Origin of the sequence: Paenarthrobacter sp. (assembly GCF_031180005.1) — a bacterium.
GTDB lineage: Bacteria > Actinomycetota > Actinomycetes > Actinomycetales > Micrococcaceae > Arthrobacter.
The window spans coordinates 1-23370 of record NZ_JAPSHI010000039.1; the positions used below are offsets into that span (position 1 = coordinate 1).

The 23370-nt window shown below is 61.2% G+C and carries 21 protein-coding genes and 2 pseudogenes; 8 read left to right on the forward strand and 15 right to left on the reverse strand.

From position 1 onward, the window contains the following. The 7 genes and pseudogenes from RIF72_RS18530 to RIF72_RS18560 all read right to left on the reverse strand — a co-directional run. Nucleotides 1-256: pseudogene (locus RIF72_RS18530) on the reverse strand (pyridoxal 5'-phosphate synthase lyase subunit PdxS); the annotation flags it as partial. 332 nt (nucleotides 257-588) lie between these two features. Then, nucleotides 589-1218: a phosphatidylinositol phosphate synthase gene (gene pgsA / locus RIF72_RS18535; protein WP_309076285.1), complete on the reverse strand. Its 630-nt coding sequence runs from the start codon at nucleotides 1216-1218 to the stop codon at nucleotides 589-591. Beyond that, on the reverse strand, nucleotides 1208-1801 hold the full coding sequence (locus RIF72_RS18540; RefSeq protein WP_309076286.1) for an HIT domain-containing protein: 594 nt from the start codon (nucleotides 1799-1801) through the stop codon (nucleotides 1208-1210). Before RIF72_RS18540 ends, pgsA begins: the two co-directional genes overlap by 11 nt. Nucleotides 1802-1820: 19 nt before the next feature. Further along, nucleotides 1821-3830 (reverse strand): threonine--tRNA ligase, encoded by a 2010-nt coding sequence (gene thrS, locus RIF72_RS18545; RefSeq protein WP_309076287.1) that lies wholly within the window; start codon nucleotides 3828-3830, stop codon nucleotides 1821-1823. A gap of 151 nt (nucleotides 3831-3981) precedes the next feature. Continuing rightward, complete coding sequence (locus RIF72_RS18550) at nucleotides 3982-7515, reverse strand: DNA polymerase III subunit alpha (protein ID WP_309076288.1); 3534 nt, start codon at nucleotides 7513-7515, stop codon at nucleotides 3982-3984. 3 nt (nucleotides 7516-7518) lie between these two features. Further along, a complete protein-coding gene (locus RIF72_RS18555) occupies nucleotides 7519-7863 on the reverse strand; it encodes a DUF6504 family protein (RefSeq protein ID WP_309076289.1) in 345 nt (114 codons plus the stop codon). Between the two features lie 81 nt (nucleotides 7864-7944). Next, nucleotides 7945-9006: an FAD-dependent monooxygenase gene (locus RIF72_RS18560; RefSeq protein ID WP_309076290.1), complete on the reverse strand. Its 1062-nt coding sequence runs from the start codon at nucleotides 9004-9006 to the stop codon at nucleotides 7945-7947. Nucleotides 9007-9058: 52 nt separating this feature from the next. Here RIF72_RS18560 and RIF72_RS18565 point away from each other — a divergent pair, with 52 nt between their 5' ends. Both RIF72_RS18565 and RIF72_RS18570 read left to right on the forward strand, forming a co-directional pair. Further along, nucleotides 9059-9595 (forward strand): TetR family transcriptional regulator, encoded by a 537-nt coding sequence (locus RIF72_RS18565; protein WP_309076291.1) that lies wholly within the window; start codon nucleotides 9059-9061, stop codon nucleotides 9593-9595. 46 nt (nucleotides 9596-9641) lie between these two features. Further along, nucleotides 9642-10031 (forward strand): hypothetical protein, encoded by a 390-nt coding sequence (locus tag RIF72_RS18570; RefSeq protein WP_017197513.1) that lies wholly within the window; start codon nucleotides 9642-9644, stop codon nucleotides 10029-10031. 3 nt (nucleotides 10032-10034) lie between these two features. Here RIF72_RS18570 and RIF72_RS18575 read toward each other — a convergent pair whose 3' ends face one another. Beyond that, the gene (locus tag RIF72_RS18575) at nucleotides 10035-10781 is read right to left on the reverse strand and encodes an SOS response-associated peptidase (RefSeq protein ID WP_309076303.1); all 747 of its coding nucleotides are present in this window, start codon (nucleotides 10779-10781) and stop codon (nucleotides 10035-10037) included. A 168-nt stretch (nucleotides 10782-10949) separates the two neighbouring features. Here RIF72_RS18575 and RIF72_RS18580 point away from each other — a divergent pair, with 168 nt between their 5' ends. From RIF72_RS18580 to RIF72_RS18590, 3 genes are all read left to right on the forward strand, one after another. Continuing rightward, entirely contained in the window at nucleotides 10950-11207 is a 258-nt protein-coding gene (locus RIF72_RS18580; RefSeq protein WP_017197512.1) for a mycoredoxin, read from the forward strand. A 140-nt stretch (nucleotides 11208-11347) separates the two neighbouring features. After that, nucleotides 11348-12433 (forward strand): S-(hydroxymethyl)mycothiol dehydrogenase, encoded by a 1086-nt coding sequence (locus RIF72_RS18585; RefSeq protein WP_309076292.1) that lies wholly within the window; start codon nucleotides 11348-11350, stop codon nucleotides 12431-12433. Beyond that, complete coding sequence (locus RIF72_RS18590; RefSeq protein WP_309076293.1) at nucleotides 12430-13068, forward strand: MBL fold metallo-hydrolase; 639 nt, start codon at nucleotides 12430-12432, stop codon at nucleotides 13066-13068. Before RIF72_RS18585 ends, RIF72_RS18590 begins: the two co-directional genes overlap by 4 nt. A 35-nt stretch (nucleotides 13069-13103) precedes the next feature. On the opposite strand, the gene RIF72_RS18595 is transcribed toward RIF72_RS18590, so the two are convergent. From RIF72_RS18595 to RIF72_RS18610, 4 genes are all read right to left on the reverse strand, one after another. Beyond that, complete coding sequence (locus RIF72_RS18595; RefSeq protein WP_309076294.1) at nucleotides 13104-15422, reverse strand: FdhF/YdeP family oxidoreductase; 2319 nt, start codon at nucleotides 15420-15422, stop codon at nucleotides 13104-13106. 83 nt (nucleotides 15423-15505) lie between these two features. Beyond that, nucleotides 15506-16255: a lipoate--protein ligase family protein gene (locus tag RIF72_RS18600; RefSeq protein WP_309076295.1), complete on the reverse strand. Its 750-nt coding sequence runs from the start codon at nucleotides 16253-16255 to the stop codon at nucleotides 15506-15508. Next, on the reverse strand, nucleotides 16255-17058 hold the full coding sequence (locus RIF72_RS18605) for a thioesterase family protein (protein ID WP_309076296.1): 804 nt from the start codon (nucleotides 17056-17058) through the stop codon (nucleotides 16255-16257). Before RIF72_RS18605 ends, RIF72_RS18600 begins: the two co-directional genes overlap by 1 nt. A 31-nt stretch (nucleotides 17059-17089) precedes the next feature. Next, nucleotides 17090-17578, reverse strand: a complete 489-nt coding sequence (locus RIF72_RS18610; protein WP_309076297.1) for a VTT domain-containing protein — start codon at nucleotides 17576-17578, stop codon at nucleotides 17090-17092. 115 nt (nucleotides 17579-17693) lie between these two features. On the opposite strand from RIF72_RS18610, the gene RIF72_RS18615 reads away from it, so the two are divergent. Further along, nucleotides 17694-18671 (forward strand): hypothetical protein, encoded by a 978-nt coding sequence (locus RIF72_RS18615; protein WP_309076298.1) that lies wholly within the window; start codon nucleotides 17694-17696, stop codon nucleotides 18669-18671. Here RIF72_RS18615 and RIF72_RS18620 read toward each other — a convergent pair. Beyond that, nucleotides 18668-20170, reverse strand: a complete 1503-nt coding sequence (locus RIF72_RS18620) for an FAD-dependent oxidoreductase (RefSeq protein WP_309076299.1) — start codon at nucleotides 20168-20170, stop codon at nucleotides 18668-18670. The genes RIF72_RS18615 and RIF72_RS18620 overlap by 4 nt on opposite strands. A gap of 67 nt (nucleotides 20171-20237) precedes the next feature. Beyond that, complete coding sequence (locus tag RIF72_RS18625; RefSeq protein ID WP_309076300.1) at nucleotides 20238-20729, reverse strand: DNA alkylation repair protein; 492 nt, start codon at nucleotides 20727-20729, stop codon at nucleotides 20238-20240. Between the two features lie 60 nt (nucleotides 20730-20789). Here RIF72_RS18625 and RIF72_RS18630 point away from each other — a divergent pair, with 60 nt between their 5' ends. Next, the gene (locus tag RIF72_RS18630) at nucleotides 20790-21878 is read left to right on the forward strand and encodes a PDDEXK nuclease domain-containing protein (RefSeq protein WP_309076301.1); all 1089 of its coding nucleotides are present in this window, start codon (nucleotides 20790-20792) and stop codon (nucleotides 21876-21878) included. Between the two features lie 18 nt (nucleotides 21879-21896). Here the strand turns inward: RIF72_RS18630 and RIF72_RS18635 are convergent, their stop codons facing one another. Beyond that, on the reverse strand, nucleotides 21897-22871 hold the full coding sequence (locus RIF72_RS18635) for a dienelactone hydrolase family protein (protein ID WP_309076302.1): 975 nt from the start codon (nucleotides 22869-22871) through the stop codon (nucleotides 21897-21899). 126 nt (nucleotides 22872-22997) lie between these two features. On the opposite strand from RIF72_RS18635, the pseudogene RIF72_RS18640 reads away from it, so the two are divergent. Next, a pseudogene (locus RIF72_RS18640) lies at nucleotides 22998-23370 on the forward strand (HNH endonuclease); the annotation flags it as partial.

Here is a 23370-nt window from a genome sequence, read left to right on the forward strand (position 1 = left end):
CACCGAGGGACTGCAGGACCTGGGCTTCGACGAAGTGGCCGATGCGGGCTTTGGCCATGACCGGGATGGAAACCGCGGCGATGATCGCATCGATCATGTCCGGATCCGACATGCGGGACACGCCGCCCTGGGCGCGGATATCGGCCGGGACGCGCTCGAGCGCCATAACGGCCACGGCACCGGCGTCCTCGGCGATGCGGGCCTGCTCGACGTTAACGACGTCCATGATGACGCCGCCCTTGAGCATCTCAGCCATGCCCCGCTTAACGCGGCTGCTGCCCGTGACGCTGTTCGCGGACGAACCGGCTTCGTTGCTTACATCTGGTGTAGACACAAAAACCCCTATGGGTAGATAAACGACCTTCTTGCCGGAGGCGCGCGCAGCCACACGACCGCAATCAGCGCACACCGGGTTTCAGGTCAAGGTGACCAAGTACTAGTAATAGTAGTCCCACCTTGCAGGGTGGCAGTACATTCATTACTGCCCAGGCGGGCAACAAAGCGGGCTCCAGTAGGGCAGGTGCACAACTTCGGAGGTGCCACTTTGGTCGCTTGCCAGTTCCACTGGCAAACATTGCCTGCTGGTTGTTACGCTGCAGCGGTTCCATCAGCTTCGGCCATGGCCTGCCGGCGCACGGCGGACATCCGCTGCACGATCGTCACTACACTTGCCAGGGCAAGAAGGATCAGGGTCCCGAACAGCACAACAGGTGGAAGCCCCAATCCCGTGAGGCCCGTAACGAGAAGCACGGAAGCCAATCGCTCTGCACGCTCGGCAATCCCCACACTCGCTTGGTAGCCCAAGGACTCCGCTTTGGCCCGGGCATAGGAAACAACCATTCCAAGAACCAGGCAGACGACGGCGGCGGCCCCTATTGCAGGATCCTCGCCGCCGGTGAAAAACCAGATGGTAAGACCGGCAAAAATCGCACCATCTGCGAGCCGATCCAAGGTGGAGTCCAGGAAATTACCCCACCCACCGCTCCGTCCCTGCAGCCTGGCCATGATTCCATCCACGACATCCGAGAACGCAAAGAAGGCGATTACCACAGAGCCCCACCACAAGAAGCCCAGGGGGTAGAGGACGAGGCCCCCCAATATGACACCGGCGGTCCCTGCAATGGTCACTGCGTCAGGAGAAACACCTATCCTGAGGAGCCAACGCGCTAGAGGGGTAAAAAGTGAAGTAAAAAAGCCGCGCGCATGCTTATTGAGCATTCGTCTCCCCCGGCCAGGCTTCGGCCACAAGCTTGCGGACCTCATCAAGGGTCTGTGTGATGGCCTTGGTCTGGGCAATGATCGGGAAGAAGTTTCCATCCCCGCCCCAACGTGGAACCACGTGCTGATGGAGATGAGCGGCGATACCTGCACCACCGGTCACCCCTTGGTTCATGCCCAGATTGAAGCCGCTCGGATTCGAAACCTTCCGCAGCACCCGCATTGCCGTCTGGGTGAGATCGGCGAACTCTGCTGTTTCCTCCACAGTGATGTCTGTGTAATCGGGAACGTGCCGGTAGGGACAGATCAACAGATGCCCGGGGTTGTACGGGAACAGGTTCAGGACCACATAGCAGGTCCTTCCCCTATGGACGATGAGGGATTCCTCATCTGAGCGCGTGGGTCCTACACAGAACGGGCAGTCATCCTTGTTCTTGAATTGATCCTGCCCGCCCTTGATGTAGGCCATCCGGTGCGGAGTCCACAGGCGCTGAAACGCGTCAGGTACGCCCGCCAAACCGAAATCATCGGTTACGCCGGCGTCACCCGGAAGGTCATCTGCCGCGCCTGTGTTCTCCTGCACCGTCTTAATGTCCGTTCCGTCAGCTCTCGCGGTTCTTGACGGCGTCAACGATCCTGCGGACCGCCTCGGCCACGGGAACTCCGTTATCCTGGCTGCCGTCCCGGAAACGGAACGACACCGCACCGGCTTCCGCATCCTCACCGCCGGCAATCAGGACGAAGGGGATCTTGTCCTTGCTGGCTGTGCGGATCTTCTTGGGGAACCGGTCTGAGGAGATATCCACCTCGGCACGGATTCCTGCAGCCTTGAGCTGGCCAACGACGTCGAACATGTAGTCGTTGAATGTTTCCGCCACAGGGATTCCCACCACCTGGACAGGAGCGAGCCAAGCCGGGAACGCTCCGGCGTAGTGCTCGGTCAGGACACCCATGAAGCGTTCCACCGAACCGAAAAGAGCACGGTGGATCATGACCGGCCGCTGACGTGTGCCGTCTGCTGCTTGGTACTCCAGTTCGAAACGCTCAGGCAGGTTGAAGTCCAGCTGGATGGTGGACATCTGCCAGGTCCTGCCGAGTGCGTCCTTTGCCTGGACGGAGATTTTAGGTCCATAGAATGCCGCTCCACCCGGGTCCGGTACCAGCTCCAAGCCGGAGGCCGCAGCAACCTCGGAAAGAGTGCGTGTAGCTTCCTCCCAAGCGGCATCGTCACCAACGAATTTCTCTTCGTTCTTGGTGGAGAGCTCCAGGTAGAAGTCATCCAGTCCGTAATCCTTGAGCAGGCCCAGGACGAAGTTCAGCGTGGTGGTGAGCTCGTCCTTCATCTGTTCGCGGGTGCAGTAGATATGGGCGTCGTCCTGTGTCATGCCACGGACGCGGGTCAGACCGTGCACTACCCCGGACTTTTCGTAGCGGTACACAGAGCCGAATTCGAAGAGGCGCAGCGGAAGTTCGCGGTAGGACCGGCCCCGGGAGCGGAAGATCAGGTTGTGCATGGGGCAGTTCATCGGCTTCAGGTAGTAGTCCTGCGCCGGCTTCCGCACGCTGCCGTCTTCGTTGTATTCAGCGTCCACCTGCATCGCCGGGAACATGCCGTCCTTGTACCAGTCAAGGTGGCCGGAGACCTCGTAGAGGTGTCCCTTGGTGATGTGCGGGGTGTAGACGAACTCGTAGCCTGCGTCCACGTGGCGCTGGCGGGAGTAATCCTCCATCGCCTTGCGGATGATGCCGCCCTTGGGGTGGAACACAGGGAGGCCTGAGCCCAGTTCATCGGGGAAGGAGAAGAGGTCAAGTTCGACGCCCAGCTTGCGATGATCGCGGCGCTCAGCTTCAGCGATGCGCTCCTGGTAGGCCTTGAGAGCTTCCTTTGTGGGCCACGCGGTGCCGTAAATGCGCTGCAATTGCTGGTTGTTCTGGTTGCCGAGCCAGTATGCGGCGGACGAGCGGGTCAACGCGAAGGCGTTGGAGATGATTTTTGTGTTCTGCAGGTGCGGACCACGGCAAAGATCGCACCAAACGCTCTCGCCGCTCTTTCGATCCACATTGTCGTAGATCGTGATGTCGCCAGCGCCTACCTCGACGTTGACGCCTTCCGCCGCGTCGCTTGCGTCGTTCTTTTTGCCCAGCAACTCCAGCTTGTAGGGCTCGTTGGTCATCGCTTCGCGGGCTTCTTCTTCGGTGACCACACGGCGAACGAATTTCTGGTTCTGGTTGATGATCTTTTGCATCATCTTTTCCAGCGTGCGGAGGTCTTCCGGTGTGAACGGCTCAGCGACGTCGAAGTCGAAGTAGAAGCCGTCAGTGATGTACGGGCCGATGCCGAGCTTGGCATCGGGGCGCAACTGCTGGACAGCCTGTGCCATGACGTGGGCTGTTGAGTGGCGGAGAACGTTAAGCCCATCAGGGGAATCGATGGTGACGCCCTCGACGTCTGCGCCCTCGGTGAGCACCTGGTCAAGGTCCTTCAGCACACCATTGACACGGGCTACAACGACGTCGCGGCGCTCGAAGAAGAGTTCCGCGCCGGTAGTCCCTTCCGTCACCTTGGTCTCTTCGCCATCGACGATGAGGGTGATCTGTTGGGCATCTGACACGGGTGTCTCCTATTCATAGTTAAGGCTTCATAGCTTGTGGCGTACGGGGACCACAGCCAGCCACCGACAATCGTATCCGCTTCAGCGAAGGCGGCCAAAGCAGCGCGCCGGGACCGAATTGGGCTGGCCAGGGCAAGATTCTGCCGCGGGTTCAGCTTCCCAAGCCAGTGATGGCAAGGTTCCTGGAGATGCCGTGGAGCGGCCCATGGTGGGTGTATCCCGCCGGTAGCCCGACTTCGGCAGGCAGGAGTTCGGCAGGCAGGAGTTCGGCATAGGGCAACGCTTCCGGCCGGCTGAGGTCCCAGGCTTTGCTGGCGCTCAGGCTGATTCCCTTGGGACCGGTCCTTCTGGTGGTTCCACGGATCAGTAGCAGACGGGTACCAAACAGCAGAGGTCCCGATTCTTCCTGGGCTTCATGGAAGAAGACTGAATCCACGCAACCGGTACCGTCGTCGATGCTGATGAAGACGACGCGCCTCCCGCCTCGCATGGGTGGGGTCTGCGTTGCAATCCGGACCCCTGCCACCAGGACTTCGGTTCCGTTGCGCAAGCCCAGGAGTTTGTCGGCCGTTGTAACCCCCAGCTTGTCCAACAGGGGCCTGTGGCTATCCATCAGGTGCTCGCTGACATCCACAGCCATGAGATCAAGTTCCGCCCTGACGTTCTCCACCATGGAAGGTTCGGGAAGTTCAGGAGCCAGGTTCCGCAACTCAATATCACCCAGGGCAAATGACAATTGACCTTCAATGACCTCCGCAGCTTTTTTTGAGGGGCTGCTTTGGAGCGCCTGCAAATGGTGAACGAGGTCGGCCCGGTTGGCTTTTCCACCGGAGTCTTTATGCAAAGCATCGAAAGCTCCTAGTTGGGCAAGTCTTTTGATATTCGGCTTGCTCACCCTTGCCCGCGCCCGCAGGTCCGCCAGGGAATCGTAGGGTTGCCCGGCCACGATCCGCTTCAACTCTGCGCCTGAAAGTCCGTAGATTCCCGTGAGGCTCAAGCGGATTCCGAGCTTGCCCTGATCGGGGCCCTGCTGGATTTTCTCCACTCTGTATTCAGCTTGGCTCCTATTGATATCCAAAGGCAGGATGGGAATGCCGAGTCTGCGGGCTTCCGCTACCAGCAAGCGTTTGGGATACATCCCGGGGTCGTGTTCCCACAGACCGGCCAGAAAGGCCTCGGGATGGTGGGCCTTGAGCCAGGCAGATTGATAAGTGGGCACCGCAAAGGCAGCACCGTGGGCTTTGCAAAAACCAAAACTGCCGAAGGCTTTCAGGGTTCCCCAGACCTTATCCACCACTTCTGGTGAGTATTTTTTGATTGCTTCCCTGCGGAAGTACTTCTCCACTCCTGGCTCGTGCACTTCGTCGCCCAAGGCTCTGCGAAACTCATCAGCCCTGTCCAACCCGCAATCGGTCATGACGTGAAAGGTCTTCAGGATCTGTTCATGGAACACGGTGACGCCATGGGTCTCTTCCAACACGGGTTTGAGGTCCTGGTGGGGATAAATCTCAGGAGCAAAGCCATGCCGATGTTCCAGGAAGGGTCGCACCATGTCGGATTTCATGGGTCCGGGCCTAAAAAGAGAGATATCGATGATGAGGTCGTTGAATTCCCGGGGAGCCATCTTTCCAATGAGCTCACGCTGTCCCGGTGATTCGATCTGGAAGCAACCAAGTGTGTGGGTGCTCCGGATCAGCTCATAGGTGGGCTCATCGTCGAAGGGTACGGCGTTAAGGTCAATCCTGCCGTCAGGGGCGATGTAGTCGGGACCTTCGCCACCTGGCGCCACTGGATGCCCCCCGGCTGCAACAACTTCAGCCTTGGAAGGATGCAGCCTTATTACTTCCCGAACCGCGAAGGCCATGGCACTCTGCATGCGAACCCCCAGGACATCCAGTTTGAGCATGCCCATGGGGTCCATGTCGTGTTTGTCGAACTGGCTCATGGGCAGGCCAAAGCCGCTTGGCTGAACGGGGGTTCGATCCAGGAGTGTTGCATCTCCCAAAATCACTCCACAGGGATGCATGGAGATATGCCGGGGTAGCCGATCCAGCCTTTCGGTGAGGTCTACCAACAGGTCCAACTGCTGGTTCTCCTCCTTGGCTCCCCGTTCCACGCGTCCGGCAAAATCGCGCAACTCGGGCTTCTCCACCAGGGCTTCACGGAATTTGCGTGCAGAGAATCTCCACAATTGCTTGGCAATCTCACCCACTTCTTCGTCAGGCATCCCCAAGGCCATGCCGGCGTCCCGAACTGCACCACGTGCCCTGTAGCCGTTTTGCATGCTCATCAGGGTGACGCGTTCGGCACCAAAGCGGTCGAAAATCTTTCGGTAGACGTTATGCCTTTCAGCACTTTCCACATCTATGTCTATGTCAGGAAGCGTGGACCTGCGGCCGGAGAGGAAGCGTTCGAAGATGAGGTCATGGCGGATCGGGTCAACCTGGCTGATATCGATCAAGTAATTGACCAGGCTTGAGGCACCTGATCCCCTCGCAGCTACCCGGACCCCCATATCGAGAATCATCTTTGAAACTTCTGCCACTGTAAGGAAGTACGAGGCAAAGCCGAGCTTTCCGATGATTCCCAGCTCGTGTTCCAACCGCGAGCGCAGATGTTCTTCCGCATCTCCATTGATGCCCGGGAAACGTCGGGTGACTCCGGCTTCGCAGCGTTGGGTGAGTTCAATCATGGGGTCTGCGTCGATGCCGATGATGGAGGCCTCGGGGACTACCGGCTTTTTCCATCCCATATCGAGCACAGGATTGATGCGGCATTTGTCTGCGAGCGCTTCTGTGTTTGTGAGGAGTTTGGTGAGGTCGGCTTTCCCCAGGCTTGCCGCGTTCATGATTTCTTTGCCGAGTTGAAGCATTTGCTGCGGGGTCTTCAGCCAGCCCTGCCCTGTTGGTTGGAGCATCCCTGTTGGTTTGAGCAGGGGTGCCGTTGAGAGTTCCGGGAGGGATTTGAGGGTGCGTGCGGAGTCGAGGACGTCTGCGGTGGCGGCGCCGTCCTGGGCGCAGTAGCGGACGGCGTTGCTGAAGATTGCTGGAATGTTGTATTCGAGTGCGAGCTTGAGCATGCGCACGGCGTGGGCTGTGCTGAGTGGCGCTCCGGGGGCGCTGAGGTGGGATACGACTTCAGCGACCATGGTGCCGGGTGGCATGGCGTCGATCCATTGTTTGAAGAGGGTTCTGGGCCTGAGGTATTTGCGGCCTCCCATGGCTTGGCCGACGTCAGAGTCGGGTCCTATCAGCACGGTCAGGACTGGTTTGAGGGTTTTGGGGTCGAGGGTCCTTGAGGCGAGTTCGCCGCGGGTGACTGCAGCGGGGACTGCTCCCCCGGCTTTCCCTGAAGTGCGTGCATGGGCGTCGGAGATGAGGCGGCACAGTGCCCTGTACCCGGCGCCGTTGTTGTTTCCATGGGCGAGGACGACGACGCGGCCCGCGACTTGGGTGCGGTGGTCGCCGTCGTCGTCGAATACCGCCAGGTCCACTCCTACGATGGGGTCGATGCCTGCGTCCATGCATGCTTTGAGGTGTTTGATGGTGCCGTAAAGGCCGTCCCGGTCTGTGCAGGCGAGCGCTGTGGCTCCGTCTGCTGCGGCTGTTTGGGCTAGTTCATCCGGCCAGGAGACGCCGTAGTGTGCGCTGAAGGCTGTGGAGACGTGCAGGTGGGTGAAGCTCAAGGTTTACGCCGCTTCTTCGGGTTCTACGGCGCGTGCTGGTGCTGCATCGTGGATGCGGAGGAGTCTCCAGCGTCCGCTTCCTAAGTGCCGGACCAGGTCGAGGGTGATGGTGTGGCTGGTTTCTGCGTCAGCTGAGGTTGGCAGCAGTTGTACACGCCAGATCTCGTGGTCAACCAGGCCGGCTCCGCTTCCAAGGGGGGCGCGGCTTTCTTCTAGCCACCATTGGCGCCGTTCGTACCATCGAACAGGCTCGTTGGTGACCGTGTACTGAGTGCCTTTCCATTGGACTTCCCGCGGCTGGCCTGTGTCAGTGCAGATAACTCCGACAGATTCACTGAACAGCCCCATGCCCTCACCTCTTTACGCCAGGAAACCATATTCGAAAGTATGTTCGAATAAATCCAGTTTACGCCGACGTACCGACAAAACCTACTTCGAAGTTCCCGCCCTCTCCCGGGCTCCGGCCACACGTTTTCCCATCTGCTTCAGCAAGGCGTCGCGCCATGGTTGTGCGCCTTGGGCGAGCGCAACGCTCCCCATGGCGGAAGAAGCCAAGCGGAGTACCTGGGTGCGGATGACCCGCCTCCTGTTGTAGGCGGCGAGCGCTTGGTCCGCGGGGTGGTCGTTCAGCAGTTTGCCCAGGGTTACGGCATCGATGAGGGCTTCGCAGGCGCCGCGGCCCAGGTTTGGGGTCATGGCGTGTGCGGCATCCCCTACCAGCACCACGTTCCCTCGTGTGTAACGGCCCATGGGTGGAGTGGTCCAGATGCGTTGCGCCAGTGACGTTTCCGGGTCTGCGAGTTCGAGTACATTCCGCACAGCGGGCGAGTAGCCGGCATAGCGTTGACGTGTCACTTCCAGTGCCTCTGCAACGTCTACCTTGTCCGGGCCCAGCTCGGAACGGAAGGAGGCGTACCAATTGCTTCCCCCGATGGCTGGGGCCAAGCCGAAAATTTCACCGCGTCCCCAGTATTCTCCAACCTCTTGTGGGGATGGGGTTCCGGGAACTACTCCGCGGACTGCCAGGAAGGGCGTGGGTTTTGCCGCACTTTGCTTGCCCCAGGAATTCCTCCGAACAATGCTGTTGACTCCATCGGCGCCCACGGTCAACGCGGCTGTGCCTGAAAGGCTGTCCACTCTCCCCGCTACCCGGCGCACGGAGGCGGGTACCGCAGTGTCCAGCAGTCTCAGTAGTTCGGGCCGGGAAACTCCCAGCAGCCCTTCACCCTCCATGGAGAGCAGGGCCGCTCCGGAGGTGCGTCGAAGTGCGCCGGCTTTGATGATGGCTCCACGATTCCGCACTGCCCCGAGTATTCCCAGCCCGGATAACGCCTGCTGGGCTTCGGGCCACATTGCCAGGGTTGTTCCGACCGTCGGGAGTTCGGTCCGCTGCTCATAAACAGTGACCTCGAACCTGCCGGGGTCGAGCATTCCTGCGAGCGCCAGCCCAGCAATTCCTCCGCCAATAATGTCCACTTTTTCCATGGCCACACTGTACTACTACATTTGTAGTAGCAATAGGTGTTGAAGCTAGACTTTCGCCATGCCGGACCGCCGAACCGAACTTGCCGACGCAGCGCTCGCAATAGTTGCTGCCAAGGGCCTCAAGGGGCTTACCCACCGGGCTGTCGACGCCCAGGCGGGCGTCGCCGTCGGAACTACCTCGAATTATTTCCGCAGCCGTGCAGCACTGATGGGGGCCGCCGTCGACCGCGTTGAAGAACGGGACCGCCTCCTGCTCCAGCAGGGTGGAAGGGAAATCCCGACGTCGGTAGCCACCTTGGCGGAGCAGATCGCCGGAGCGGTCATGGGACTCGCCCATGAGAACGCCGAACTGACCCGGGCCCGGTTCGCTTTTGCCCTTGACCAGCCCGATGTTGTGGCTGCCGGGCACGAGCGGCTGGTATCGGCTTTGGCGCAACTGCTTGAAGCCATGGGCATACCTGAGGCCAGGGCGCGGGCCGAAGCCGTTTCCGATTACAGCGACGGCTTGGCCGTGCACCTGCTGACCGCCCGCAAAGGGCAGGAGATGGACAGAGCTACGGTGGCACGGAACATCCGGCGCTTGCTGGAAGGTTGAAAGTCAAGGGGTGGACGGCAGCCGGTCCACAGAGCAGGATTGTGGCATGAGCACCAATGACGCACTCCTGAAGCAGGTCAGCATCTCCGCCGAAGACGACAACCTCGTGGCACGGTTCGAAATTGATGGCAACATACCAGGCTCCGGCGCTTACGTCGTGGGCCTTGTTGCTGCCAGCGAGGACTATTCCTCACAGCGCAGGCTCGGCATCGAGTTCATGAACGGCGAAGCGATCTCGTTCTACTCCTTCAACCACTCCCTCAGTGCCGAGGAGAACTACGACATCAAGGGCGTGGAGCATTCCGGCAACGTCATCACGGGGAACTTCCCGATGTCGGCCATCCACGGGCTAAGCAAAGGCCATGTCATGACGGGCTTCAGCGAAGCCGATGGCCGGGAGTTCCAATCCGGCGTGCCGGTGAACGAAGCCCTCTGACTCCTAAAAGAGCCCTTCCACCGGTTCGATAAGTTCCGGCGAGTTGTTGCGGACGTTACCCACCGCGGCCCCCACCGGGTCCAGCGTCCAAGCTGCGGCGGCGTCGTGTGCTTTGGACCGAACCATGTCCACCAAGCCCTGGGCGTCCTTCTCCCGCGGATCCAACCACGCTTCCATCGTCTCAGTGCTCATGGGCAACGGAACCCGGTCATGGAGGGCAGTCAGTTCGTCAAATACCGAAGCGCTGCGCCGGGTTCTCGCCTCATCGACCGTGGGAGTGTCGGCAGTAAGGATTGACATGGACAGCAACCACCGGCCCGGATCATCGGGGGAAGCTGACTGGTCCCGCCACCACTCGTACAAGCCCGCAAAAACCAGGCCCTGGCCGTCCGTCGGATGCACATAATACGGTTGCTTGTTCTTGCCCTCGCCCTTCTTCCACTCGTAGTACCCATCCGCCGGAACCGCGCAACGCCGGGCGACAGCAGCTTTCTTGAAGGAAGGCTTCTCCAACAACGTTTCGCTGCGGGCGTTGATCAGCCTGGCACCACCCTTGGGATCCTTCGCCCAGGAGGGCACCAGGCCCCACTTCGCGACGTGCAGCTGCCGTTTAACGTCGTCGTCAACCAGCCTCTCCAACACAATGGGAACTGCATCCGTAGGAGCCACATTCCACGATTTTCCAAGGGCAATCTCGTTCTCAAGCTCGGCGTCGAAATCGGCAAGCAGGTCCCCCACGGCACGGGCCATCACATAGCGTCCACACATGGCAACAGTCTGCCCCCTCCCCGCCGAACACACCAGCGCAGGCATGTGACGTAACCCGGCTTCGCCACCGAACGGGAATTATTCGGCCGCGGGTTACCGTTGATAACAACGAACCATCCCGTGCAAACGACCAATACTGAGGAGAGCTCTGTGGACTTCACTCCCGACTCCGGCACCATCACCATGTTCTCGACCACCTGGTGCGGCTACTGCAACCGCCTGAAGAAGCAGCTGGACGCCAAAGGCATCGGCTACACCGAGATCAACATCGAAGAAGTGGATGGCACCGCCGAACTCGTCGAGCAGCTCAACGGAGGCAACCGAACCGTCCCCACCGTGCTGTTCCCCGACGGAACCGCGGCCACCAACCCCTCAGCCTCCGAAGTCGAAAACCGCTTGGCAGCCTAAGCTGCCTCCGCTCGGCTACTCTATGGGCCCGCACGGAATCCACACACTGTCTGCCACCTGTGATAGACAGAATGGGAATCCGTAGCGGGCCCTGCTGCACTAATGGGCCTGCTCTCCGAGAACCCGAAGGGAACATCTCCATGGTCCACGCAGTCAAAGGCGTCGTCGTCCGCTCCAAAGGCGCACCCGCAACCCTGGAAACCATCCTGGTTCCCGAACCCGGCCCGGGAGAAGCGCTGGTGGACATCCTCACCAGCGGCGTCTGCCACACAGACCTCCACTACAAACTGGGCGGCATCAGCGACGATTTTCCGTTCCTGCTCGGCCACGAAGCCACCGGTGTCGTCAGCGCAGTAGGCCCCGACGTCACCGATGTAGCCCCCGGCGACCGCGTCGTCCTGAACTGGCGCGCAGTCTGCGGCAACTGTCGTGCATGCAACCGAGGCCAAGCCCAGTACTGCTTCAACACCCACAACGCCACCCAAAAAATGACCCTCGAAGACGGCACGGAACTCTCACCAGCCCTGGGCATCGGCGCGTTCACCGAAAAGACCTTGGTCGCCGCCGGCCAATGCACCAAGGTAGACCCCGACGCCGATGCCGCCGCTGTCGGGCTGCTCGGCTGCGGCGTCATGGCAGGCTTGGGTGCAGCCCTGAACACCGGTGGCGTCAAACGAGGCGACTCGGTAGCCGTCATTGGCTGCGGCGGCGTGGGCGTAGCAGCCATCGCCGGTGCCGCGCTCGCAGGCGCCACCACCATCATCGCCGTCGACATCGACGCAAAGAAGCTCGAGCGCGCCAAAGAACTCGGCGCGACACACACCGTGGATTCATCCGCAGGAGACCCTGTCGAAGAAATCCGCGCCCTGACAGGCGGCTTCGGCGCAGACGTGGTGATTGACGCCGTCGGACGTCCCGAAACCTACAAGCAGGCGTTCTACGCCCGCGACCTCGCAGGCACCGTGGTCCTGGTTGGTGTCCCCACTCCGGAGATGACACTGGAACTACCACTTCTAGACGTCTTCGGCCGAGGCGGATCACTCAAGTCATCCTGGTACGGCGACTGCCTGCCCTCCAGGGACTTCCCCATGCTCGTGGACCTCTACAAGCAGGGCAAGCTGGACCTGGACGCATTCGTGACCGAGCGCATCACCATCAACCAGGTCGAAGAAGCGTTCGACAAGATGCATCAAGGCGCCGTCCTGCGATCGGTGGTTGAGCTGTGAGCGCCGGCAACCCCTCAATCGATCACGTCGTTACTTCCGGGACATTCTCCCTGGACGGCGGAACCTGGGACGTTGACAACAACGTCTGGATCATCGGCGACGACTCCGAATGCGTCGTCATCGACCCAGCCCACAACCCCGAAGCGATACGTGAGGCCGTGGGCAGCCGCACCGTCAAAGCCATCCTGCTGACCCACGGCCATGACGACCACATCCGTTCCGCCGGCGACTTCTGGGAGCTCGTTAAAGCCCCCATCCATCTGCACCAGGACGACTGGATGCTATGGCGGGCGGTCTTCCCCGAAATTGATCCCGACGTGGCGATCATGGACGGCGACGAGTTCACCGTTGCCGGTGCAACGCTGAAAGCGATCCACACCCCCGGACACTCGCCCGGGTCTGTCTCGTTCCACCTGCCCAGCGAAGAAACACTCTTCAGCGGAGACACCCTCTTCCAAGGGGGCCCTGGCGCGACGGGACGTTCCTACAGCGACTTCCCCACCATCATCGAGTCCATCCGGACCAAGCTCCTCCCCCTGCCCGAGGCAACCGTGGTCCGCACCGGACACGGCGATTCCACCACCATCGGCGCGGAAAAGCCCCACCTGGATGAGTGGATCGCCAGGGGTCACTAGCTCCAGCGCGAGCCAACTTCACGGTTTCGTTCGCGTCAGTCGGCGGCCGACCCGTATACCGGGGCGGCGGCCGGCTCAAGCCTGATAATCACAGACTTCGAGGCCGGAGTATTACTCTCCTCCGCCGTCGAATCCAACGGCACCAGGACGTTCGCCTCCGGATAGTAAGCAGCTGCGCATCCCCGCGCACTGGGGTACGCGACCAAACGCAACTGAGACAGGACACGATCAACGCCGTCGTCGGCCTCGCTGTGGACATCCACGTAAGCACCGTCCTCGAAACCCAACCCGGCCAGGTCCGAGGGATTCACCAAGAGGACCATGCGGCCTTTCTTTATGCCCCGGTACCGATCGTTCATGGCATACGTGGTGGTGTTGAACTGATCATGTGACCGGATTGTTTGCAGGAGCAGGCGGCCCTTGGGAATCGTAATTGTCTCAAGCTCGTTGACGGAGAACATGGCCTTGCCCGTTGCTGTGGGGAATGTCCTGCTGTCCCTTGGCCCGTGAGGCAAGACGAAGCCATCCTTCTCGCGGATGCGGGCATTGAAATCCTCAAACCCAGGCACAACTCGGGATATGTGGTCCCGGATGGCGTCATAGTTGCGTCCCAGCCCGGCCCAGTCAACCGGCACTTTATCGCCCAGGACAGAATGGGCCATGCGGCTGACGATGGCCACCTCAGACAACACATTCGGGGCTATTGGCTCAAGCGGACCCACCGAGCGGTGTACCGCGCAGACAGTGTCCTCCACTGTGACAAACTGCGCCACGCCACCCTGCCTGTCGATCTCCGTCCGCCCCAACGTCGGCAAAATCAGAGCCTGCTCACCTACCACCACATGGGAGCGGTTGAGTTTGGTGGAGATTTGCACGGACAGACGCGTCTTCCGGACCGCCGCTTCAGCAACTTTGGTGTCTGAAATAGCGTGGACCAGGTTGCCTCCCAACGCGATCAGGACTTTGATTCTGCCATCCCGCATACCCCTGATGCTGTCCACCGCATCGACGCCGGGATTCCGTGGCGTGGCAAAACCGAATTCCTGTTCGATTGCCTCCAGGAACCGTGGCGGCATCTTCTCCCAAATGCCCATGGTCCGGTCACCTTGGACGTTGCTGTGTCCACGAATCGGGCACGGCCCTGCGCCGGGCTTTCCGATGTTGCCGCGTAACAGGAGCAGGTTGATGATCTCCTTGATAGTGGGCACGGCCTTCTTGTGCTGGGTAATGCCCATGGCCCACGTGATGATGACTTTATCGGCACGGACGTACCTTGCGGCCAGTTCATCAATATCGGCGCTGCCAAGCCCAGTGGCAATGAGGACATCGCGTTCATTCAACGTGGCGAGATGGGCTGCAAAACCGACGAAGCCCTGGCAATGCTCATCTATGAACGTGCGGTCCAGCACCGTTCCGGGAGCAGCCCTCTCGGCATCGAGGACGCGCTTTGAAAGCGCCTGCAGCAGTGCCATATCCCCGGCAATGCGGATTTGAAGGAACTGATCTGCCAGATCTGTGCCCTTGCCCACCAATCCACGAGGACGTTGCGGGTTCCGGAAATTGATTAACCCAGCCTCTGGCAACGGATTCACGGCAACAATTTCCGCGCCCGCTTCTTTCGCTTCTTCAAGGGCCGTAAGCATCCGCGGATGGCAGGTTCCCGGGTTCTGGCCCATGATGATGATCAGGTCAGCCTTGGCAAAGTCCGCATAGGTGATGGCAGACTTCCCCACCCCGATGGTTTCCCCCATCGCGACCCCCGTGGATTCGTGGCACATGTTGGAGCAGTCGGGGAGGTTGTTGGTTCCGAATGCCCGCACGAAAAGTTGATAGAGGAACGCTGCCTCGTTGCTTGTGCGGCCGCTGGTGTAGAACGTCGCTTGGTCCGGAGTCTCAAGCCCGTTCAGCTCGTGGGCGATGACCTCAAACGCCCGGTCCCAACTCACAGGTTCATAATGATCAGAGCCCGCAGCCTTAAAGACCGGTTCCACCAACCTTCCTTGCTGTCCCAGCCAGTACTCGGATTTGGACTCCAAGGCACTCAAGGTGTTGTCCGCCCAGAACTGCGTGGGAATCCTGAGTGGCTCCGCCTCCCACCCGATTGCCTTGGCGCCGTTCTCGCAAAATTCAGCAGCCTTGCGTTCCGGCGGGTCAGGCCAGGCGCAACTCATGCAATCGAAACCGTCCTTTTGGTTGACGGCCCGTAGTGTCTTCCACGCGCGGGACGGCCCCAGATCGGCCATGGCATGCGGGAGTGTTTCGCTCAGACTGGGCAATCCCGCGGCGGATCTCTTGGGCGGGCTGACGCTGATGTCTACGTCAGAATCCTCAAGAGGGTGCTTCTTCCGGCCCATTGCTCCACCGCGATCCGCGTGCTTGGGTTACCTGTCTAACTCAGACTAAACCCCGGTACGCGCAGGCTCAACGGCGTGGTCCGCTAGCCCAGCAAAGTCTGGAAGTCGCCGTCAATGATGTCTGCGTAACCCCGGTAGGCCTCAATCACGGCATCCTCCACCGTTGCTACGTCCAGATGCGGCAGCAGGTCATTCGCAGCCCCGGCAGTGGCGGTGTCCCACTCGAGGCCGAGCGCAGCATAACTCGCGGCCAAGACCTCGCGAATGGGTTTCGAGTCCTCCACCACGATCACGGAGCTGAACAGCCAGCCTCCGGAGACGACGCGTTGGGCTGTGCCGATGAGCTTGATGCGGTGGGCAGGAAAATCGGGGTCTTCGCCGTGGACGCTGAACTCCCCCGGACAGTATTCCCCCGGAATTTCGCCGACGGCGGCATGGACGCCGACGCTGCGAAGGGCACCGGCCAGCAGCTCACCAAACTCCGAGAAGCGGGCTTTGGCGCGCACGATCGCGTCGGGATGCGGCTCAATGTGGTCTATCACCAAGGTCCCTTGGTGATACGCCGCGGCGCGGCCTCCGGCCTTTCGTATCAGGGGCTCGAACCCGAGTTCCCGGCAGGCCTCCTCCGCTGCGTGAAAACCAGGCAGGTTTGCATCGCGCTGACCGAAAGCAACGGTAGGCTGCGGACGGTACAGGCGGAGAGACGGACCTAGCTTGCCGTTGCGGGCACGCTGAAGCAACTCCAAGGCGAAATCGAGGTCTCCCGCCGCGCCCATCGATTCCTTCTGGCGATAAACCGTAAGCTGGCGGGTCCTTGCTTCTGAGCCGACCATCAACTCTTCCTCAAGGTCAGGATCTGTTCGGCCCGCCCGAAAGGTCCGTTGACGTCATGGAGCACAGTGGATGTCAGGCCGATGCCGTCAGCCCCGAAAGAGACCTTGTTGTCCAGACCCAACCATTCGCCCGACGGCGCACGATACATGTGAATCTGAAGATCGACGTTGGGAAAAATGTAGCTGTCGTCGCCCGGGGGAACGCGGGCCGCGATGCCGTTCGCTGTATCCACCAGGCCCATGAGGCGGGCGAGATCGGTGCTGTCGCGTTGGTCTATGAGCGGGTGGGACGTCCGGATCCACACCTTGCCCGAACCAGGCCGGTGTCCTTCGGCAATACGCATCTCCAAGGACCGGATGTATCCCCCGGGCCACACGCTGGCGCCATCCCATGGCTTGCATTCGTCGGGGGCCGGCATGGACTCATCTTCCACTGCGGCTACAGCGCTGGTGTCGCTGGTGACCATACGCCACGCGGCAGCACGGATTGCCACACGGCCTCCCGCCGAAAGCTCTGCCTGGATGAGTTCGATGGTCCGTCCCGGCCTCAACGTCGAGGTGGTGACCTGGAACTCGCCACCGGGAATCAGCCCGAGGATTTCGTAGCTGATCCGCGCCAGGCGGACGTCGTCCCGTGGCTCATGGCGAACCAAGGCATCGGCGATGATGCCCGAGGCGGGGGCCATGTGTTGTTCGTGTGGATTCCACGCACCTTGGGCGTGGATGGTGGAGCGATAGCGGCCCTCGCCCAATGATTCGTAGTAAAAATCGCCGTCCGCCAGTTCCGGTAATGCAGTAGTCAACCCAGGCCTTTCGCCGATCCAGCTGTAGAACTCAGACCACTGTATCCGCTGATTTGGCCCTCGCCCGACGCCGACGGAACACGACAACCCAGACGACGATGGCCGCCAAGGCTGCGATTCCCACCGCAGCACCAACTGGCGACGCCGCCGCTACCGCCAACCACGCCTCCAAAGCAGCAAGGCCAATGGTCGCGTAAAGCAGAGCCCAGATGACAGAACCCGCCAAGGCGGCGGGCAGGTACCGCCGGAGCGGCATGCGGGCAGCGCCCGCTGCAAGGTTGATGGCCGTCTGGAGGCCGATGGTCAGGAAAGAGAGTACGACGGCGTATGGTCCCCAGCGCTGTATCAGGGCCTGGGCCCGCGCTGCTTTGGGTCGCTCCAAAGAATCACCGAAGCGGGTGTGCGCGAGTCCGGCCACCGCTCCCCGCCCAATCCAGTAGGTGACGTTGACGCGGATCATGACGATCGCGAAGAGCGCCGCGAGTGCGACGCCGAAAGGCAAACTCATGATCTGGTCCACTCGACTTAGGCTACCCTAAGCAGCGGGTCAATGAGGACCCGGGCTCATGGACTGCACGGTGGAAACTCTGGACGTGTCCAAACCGTAGGACCAGTGCGAACCCTAGGATGAGTGCATGGATCTCCGCGACGCCGCCAACGAGCTGTACGCCGTGACCCCCCGTGATTTCACGGCGGAACGAACTGCGCTTGTCCGCAAAGCGAAGGATGCCGGCAACAAGGACCTGGCCAAAGAGATTGGCAGCCTCGCAAAGCCGGCCGCCGGCGCCTGGGCGATCAACATGCTGGCCCTTCACAAGCCAGAGGTGATTGACGGCGTCGTACGCTTTGGCGTTTCGCTGCGAACCGCCCAAGAGGAGGGCGACGCAGAATCGTTCCGCGAACTCGGGCAGCAACGCCAGGGCCAGCTGACATCTGCCGTGCATGCGGCCAAGGATCTCGCATCCGAGCTGGGCGCTCCACTAAGCGCTGCCGCAGCAGCCGACGTTGAGCAGACGTTCAGGGCAGCAATGGCCGATGCCGGGGCCGCCAGGGCAGTAGGAACGGGCCGGCTGGTGCGGGGGCTCAGCGGCAGCGGTTTCGAGGCAGTGGACCTTACAGGTGCCATCGCGGTACCAGGTCCGGATGACGAAGCGGGTCCTGAATACGGGAAGGCCCCTGCGAAGCGTGCAGCCAAGACGGAACCGGCGTCATCTTCCAAGGGCAAGCCCAAGCCCTCCAAAGACGCGCCGTCCAAAGAGAAGAAACCAAAGGACGAAGCAACGTCCCTGGCCGATAGGCGCGCAGCCAAGCAACAAGCAGCACTGGAAGAGGCCCGCCGCGACTTCGAGGCCGCTGACAGGGAAGCCAAGGAAGCAGAAGCCGCCGCATCCGACGCGTGGGAAGCCGTCAAAGACCTGGCCGCCCGAAGAGCCAACCTCAAATCCGAGATTGAAGACCTCAAGAAGCGTCTGGCCACCCTTGAAGCCGAACTTATTGGGATTACCCGTGATGCGGAATCCGCGGAATCAGGCAAGAAGCGTGCCGTGCGGGCCGCGACGCAGCAACGACGCGCCGCGGACCAAGCCCAGCGGCGCGTCGATCGGCTGAGCTAGTCCTTCTTCTTGACCGGGGACTTCTGCAGGTGGTGCGTGGCCGGGCCTTCAAGGTACTTTCCCTCCGGGGTGAAGCGAGAACCGTGCAAGGGGCAGTCCCACGACTTCTCGGCGTCGTTCCAACTCACGATTCCGCCCAAGTGTGCGCAGCTCGCCGAAACCATGCAGACGTTGCCGTCCACAGTGGACACGGCCGCCGGTTCACCCTTGTAGAGCCCCACCACGCCGGTTCCTTCGGCGGGCCGGGTCTGATCTGTGATTTCAGGTTTGGCCTTGATTTTTGCCCTGTCCTCCACCATCCGCTTGGTGGTGCCGGCGTTGAGGCGGACCGCCTGAAGCCCGCCCTGGGGCGAGGTTACCCGGTGATGGATGACGCTGGCCCAGTCGGACTGGCCACCCAGGATGTCGGAGGTGATGGACAGGGCCGCCGCCACCCCGTTGCTCATCCCCCATTTGTTATAGCCGGTGCCGAAGAAGATCCGTCCGTGGCCGCGCGGAAGCTTGCCGAAGAACGGCATCAGGTTAGTGGCTCGATAGTCCTGTGCTGACCACGTGTGGGTGACCTCAGCTCCGGGGTAATGCTGTGTTGCCCATCCGAGCAGGTCATCAAGGTGCGACTTAGGCGACTTCGCCCGGCCCGCTGTATGGCCATAACCGCCTACCAGGAGCAGCTCCCCCTCGGGAGTAGGTTGCGTGCGCTGGGAGCGCGTGGGCGAATCGATGGACAGGTACATTCCCTTCGGAATTTCGCCCGGTACCGTGAGGGCGGCCGCATAGGACCGGTTGGGTTCAAGCTTGGCGAAGTACAGGCCGCGGTCCAGGATGGGGATGCCCGTAGCTATCACCACTGTGTCCGCCGTGAAGGTGCCCTTTCGGGTGGAGACCTCCATGGGTTGCTCGGAGCCCACGTTCTGCACCTGCATGTCCTCAACGATGAGGCCGCCATGCTCGCGGATGTCCCTGGCGAGCGTTTCCAGCACGTCCATGGGGTGAATCTGGGCTTGGCCTTCCAGTTCCAAAGCTTCCACAACGGGAAACGGCAATCCGGGGTCACGGCTGAAGTGGACGTCCAAACCTGCGTCCCTTGAAACTGCAGCCTCCTTGCGGAGCCGCTGGCCGCCGTCGTCCGTGGTTGCGAACGTGACGGCTGTCCGGCGCTGGAACGGGATACCTTGCTGCTCCATGTACTGCGTCAGCCAGGCCTGCCCGCTCTTGTTGGCCTCCACATAGGCCTGCACCACTTTCAACGAGTACTGGCTACGCAAGGCCGAAAGCGCTCCTCCCTGCAGGAGGCTCAACTTGCCGGTGGTGTTGCCAGTGGTCACTGCACCGAGTGTTCGGGCTTCGAAGACCACCACGCGCTGCCCGGACCTGGACAAGAGCAGGGCAGTCACCATACCTGTGAGCCCGGCGCCCACCACTATCGTGTCAAAGTGCTTTTCCTCGGGGATTGAGTCGGACATGAAGCGGGAATCCCGGTCCAACCACAGCGATTTCATCGATCAACCTGCCTCTCAATTCACTGGCATGTGGTGAGGGAAACGCTAGGCGGGTCTCTGGTGCTTATCAAGGGGTGGCGGTGTCTCTCGCCAGAGCAGCTGCATGCTGTAGTTCGGGGTCCGGATCCATGGCCCACCGCTCCAGTACGCGTTCAGCACGTTCCTTCGCAAGTCCCTCCAGCTGTGCCAGCAACGGCCTCACAACGTCTGCGGCCAGAGGATCCACCAGCTCCCGGGTTCCTGCACCCCTGATGAATCCCTCGATGCGCGTCAGATCTGTGTTGACGAGAAGCCCAACCTTGGTCTGCAGCAGAACCACGGCTGCGAGGCGGCGTTCGAAGACCGGCTCCTCCCAAAGTTCCGAGCTCAGGGCGGTGATGTCGTCATGGTTGAGGTTCTTGTACCGCTTCAGTGCATCCCTCACCGTTCCCCGCACGGCACCCATCGACGCGCCATACACTTTCACGCTCCCGCCTAGGCGCTCACTGGCCTCATCGGCCTTCTCCCAGGTCGATTCCATCTGCAGGGTGTAGTCCACGAATTCACCGGCTTCACTCACCCGTCTATTTTGTCAGTGCCTCCCCCTAGCGTGATGACAACAGCAACCGACAGGAGCAACATGCCGTCCCAAGAGCTCGCCACCGAGGCATCCTTTCCGGGTGTCCCCGCTGCTTCGTCCATGCCCGACTGGTACCCGACACTGCTCAACACCGTGGCTCAAGAGGTCCGTGTCGGCAGGACCCGGGCGCTGGCCGCGGCGAATAGCGAGTTGTTGAATTCTTACTGGAGCATCGGTCGGCAGCTCGCCGAGCGTGAATCCGAGCAAGGCTGGGGAGCCAAGGTGGTCACCCGTTTGTCCGCCGACATCCGTACCCGGTTCCCGGAAGCAAAAGGCTTCTCCCCCAGGAACCTGAGGTACATGAAGAGCTTCGCCCAAGCATGGCCGGACTTTCCAATGTTGCAAGCGCCGCTTGCAACATTGCCTTGGTACCACCAGATCGCCTTGTTGGAAAAGCTCGACGACGCCGACACCCGCCTTTGGTACGCCGCGGCGGCTGCCCAACACGGATGGTCGCGCAACGTGCTGGCCCACCAGATCTCAACCCGCTTGCACGAACGGTCAGGGCAGGCCATCACCAACTTCAAAACCACCATGGTCCCTGCCGATTCGGACCTCGCCCAGCAGGCGACCAAGGACCCCTATGTCTTTGACTTTCTGTCCATGAGTGATCGGCACACCGAACGGGACCTGGAGTTGCAGTTGGTGAAACATGTGGAGAAATTCCTGCTGGAGCTGGGCCAGGGTTTCGCTTTCGTTGGTGAGCAGGTGCGCCTGGAGATTGCCGGGGACGAGTTCTTCGCGGATCTCCTCTTCTATCATCTGAAGTTGCGCTGCTACATGGTCATCGAACTCAAGGCCGTGAAGTTCGAACCTGGGTTCCTCGGGCAATTAGGTATGTATATGGCGGCCGTGGACGACCTTATGGCGCATCCCGACGACAAGCCGACCATTGGCTTGCTGTTGTGCAAGGAGAAGAACAGCGTGGTGGCGGAGTATGCACTGCGTGGGTTCAACGCCCCCGTAGGCATCGCGGAATGGAAAACATCCCTGGCTGACTCCCTGCCTGATGAGTTGGTGGCGAGCCTGCCGAGTATCGAGACCTTGGAAGCCGAGCTGGCGAGCGAGGCAGCGCGGCTGCAGGGCTGAGTTCTCGGGTAGGGCGGCTTAGACGTTGTCCTTGAACCACGTCAGGGTGTCGTTCCAAGCAGCAGTTGCCTGAGCCTCCACGTAGCGCTCGCCCGTGTCATTGTGGAACGCGTGGTCCACGCCGGGGTACACCTTGAGCTGGTGCTTGACCGTTGAGGCATCCAAGGCCGCCTGCAGTTGGGGCATCGCACCGGTGATACGTGCATCGTTTTCCGCGTAGACGCCAAAGACCGCCGGTTTGATGGTGGGGACCTTGGCCAGGTCCGGGGCGGGACCGTAGAAGGCGGATGTTGCTTTGAGCCCCTGAATCTCGGTGCTTGCCTGCCACGTGATACCGCCGCCGAAGCAGAAACCCACCATGGCAATCCGGCCCTCGTCGACGAAGTCCTGGCCGTTGAGGTAGTCGAAGGCTGCTTTGAAATCGTCCACGTGCCTTTGGGCACCTGCCTGCGTCAGAGCGCCAGGTACAGCGTCCGGATCCATATTCGCGGTGCCGCCCTCCCTGCTCAGGAGGTCCAGCGCCAGCGCCGCGTACCCTTCCTTGGCGAAGCGCCGGGCAACGTCCTGGATGTGCGGTGTAAGCCCGCGGTTTTCGTGACAGATCAAGACGCCAGGACCCTTTTGGCTCCCCTCGGGCCGGGCCAGGTACGCGCTGACATCCGTCCCGTTTGCGGGAAACGTCACTGTTGCCGTCGTCAGGCCCGCAGCACCTTCCGGGACAGATAACGGGCTCTTGGCATTGGGAACCGCAGTGGTCGCGGTCCCCGGCGATACGGCCGTTGACGTGGGCGAAGGCGTGGGCATGGGATCCGTGGTTTGGGGAACCTCATCCGGCGTACAGCCCACCAATGTCATGGCCGCCGCGGCAGCGGTCATGCTTCCCATAATGAACGCCACCCGCCTGGTGAATGTCTTGTGCGACATGTCCCCCGACCGGAAGTCGTCGTAGAACTCTTCGATCAAGTACTTTTCAAACTTGCCCAGCTGGGTCATGGTGGTCCTCCCGAAGATGGCACTTATCCTCCCCTCATGTGAAGACGCCGACAAGGGCGGGATGGTTCAAACTCAGTCCCGGATGAACCGTCTAATAATGTCAGTGCCTCCTGCGAGAGTAGGGACATGGAGCAGATCCGGGAAAGGCAAACGAAGACAGCGGTGTCCGCTGCGCCTCTTCGTGCCACATCCCGAGGCGTGTCACGGCCCGGCGAGGTTCCGGCCGGCTCTGTGTGTAGGGACTTGATTGAGCAGTTGCGGGTTTTGGAGGAGATGAAGTCGGCCATCACGGCTTTGCAGGCGCGGGTTGCTGTGGCTTTCGATCTTGCCCAGCGCGCCGAGCAGGCCGAGGCCGGTGTTCCTCCGTCGGAACGTGGCCAAGGTGTGGGTGCGCAGGTGGCGTTGGCCCGGCGGGAGTCTCCGAATCGTGGGTCCCGGTTGTTGGGTTTGGCGAAGGCCCTTGTGCTGGAGATGCCGCGGACTTTGGCTGCTCTGAAGT

Coding starts and splice junctions, on each gene's coding strand:
- RIF72_RS18615 (WP_309076298.1), top strand. CDS start 17,694: ATGGATCTCCGCGACGCCGCCAACGAGCTGTACGCCGTGACCCCCCGT.
- RIF72_RS18585 (WP_309076292.1), top strand. CDS start 11,348: ATGGTCCACGCAGTCAAAGGCGTCGTCGTCCGCTCCAAAGGCGCACCC.
- pgsA (WP_309076285.1), bottom strand. CDS start 1,218: ATGCTCAATAAGCATGCGCGCGGCTTTTTTACTTCACTTTTTACCCCT.
- RIF72_RS18620 (WP_309076299.1), bottom strand. CDS start 20,170: ATGAAATCGCTGTGGTTGGACCGGGATTCCCGCTTCATGTCCGACTCA.
- RIF72_RS18630 (WP_309076301.1), top strand. CDS start 20,790: ATGCCGTCCCAAGAGCTCGCCACCGAGGCATCCTTTCCGGGTGTCCCC.
- RIF72_RS18595 (WP_309076294.1), bottom strand. CDS start 15,422: ATGGGCCGGAAGAAGCACCCTCTTGAGGATTCTGACGTAGACATCAGC.
- RIF72_RS18635 (WP_309076302.1), bottom strand. CDS start 22,871: ATGACCCAGCTGGGCAAGTTTGAAAAGTACTTGATCGAAGAGTTCTAC.
- RIF72_RS18570 (WP_017197513.1), top strand. CDS start 9,642: ATGAGCACCAATGACGCACTCCTGAAGCAGGTCAGCATCTCCGCCGAA.
- RIF72_RS18575 (WP_309076303.1), bottom strand. CDS start 10,781: ATGGCCCGTGCCGTGGGGGACCTGCTTGCCGATTTCGACGCCGAGCTT.
- RIF72_RS18600 (WP_309076295.1), bottom strand. CDS start 16,255: ATGGTCGGCTCAGAAGCAAGGACCCGCCAGCTTACGGTTTATCGCCAG.
- RIF72_RS18565 (WP_309076291.1), top strand. CDS start 9,059: ATGCCGGACCGCCGAACCGAACTTGCCGACGCAGCGCTCGCAATAGTT.
- RIF72_RS18555 (WP_309076289.1), bottom strand. CDS start 7,863: ATGGGGCTGTTCAGTGAATCTGTCGGAGTTATCTGCACTGACACAGGC.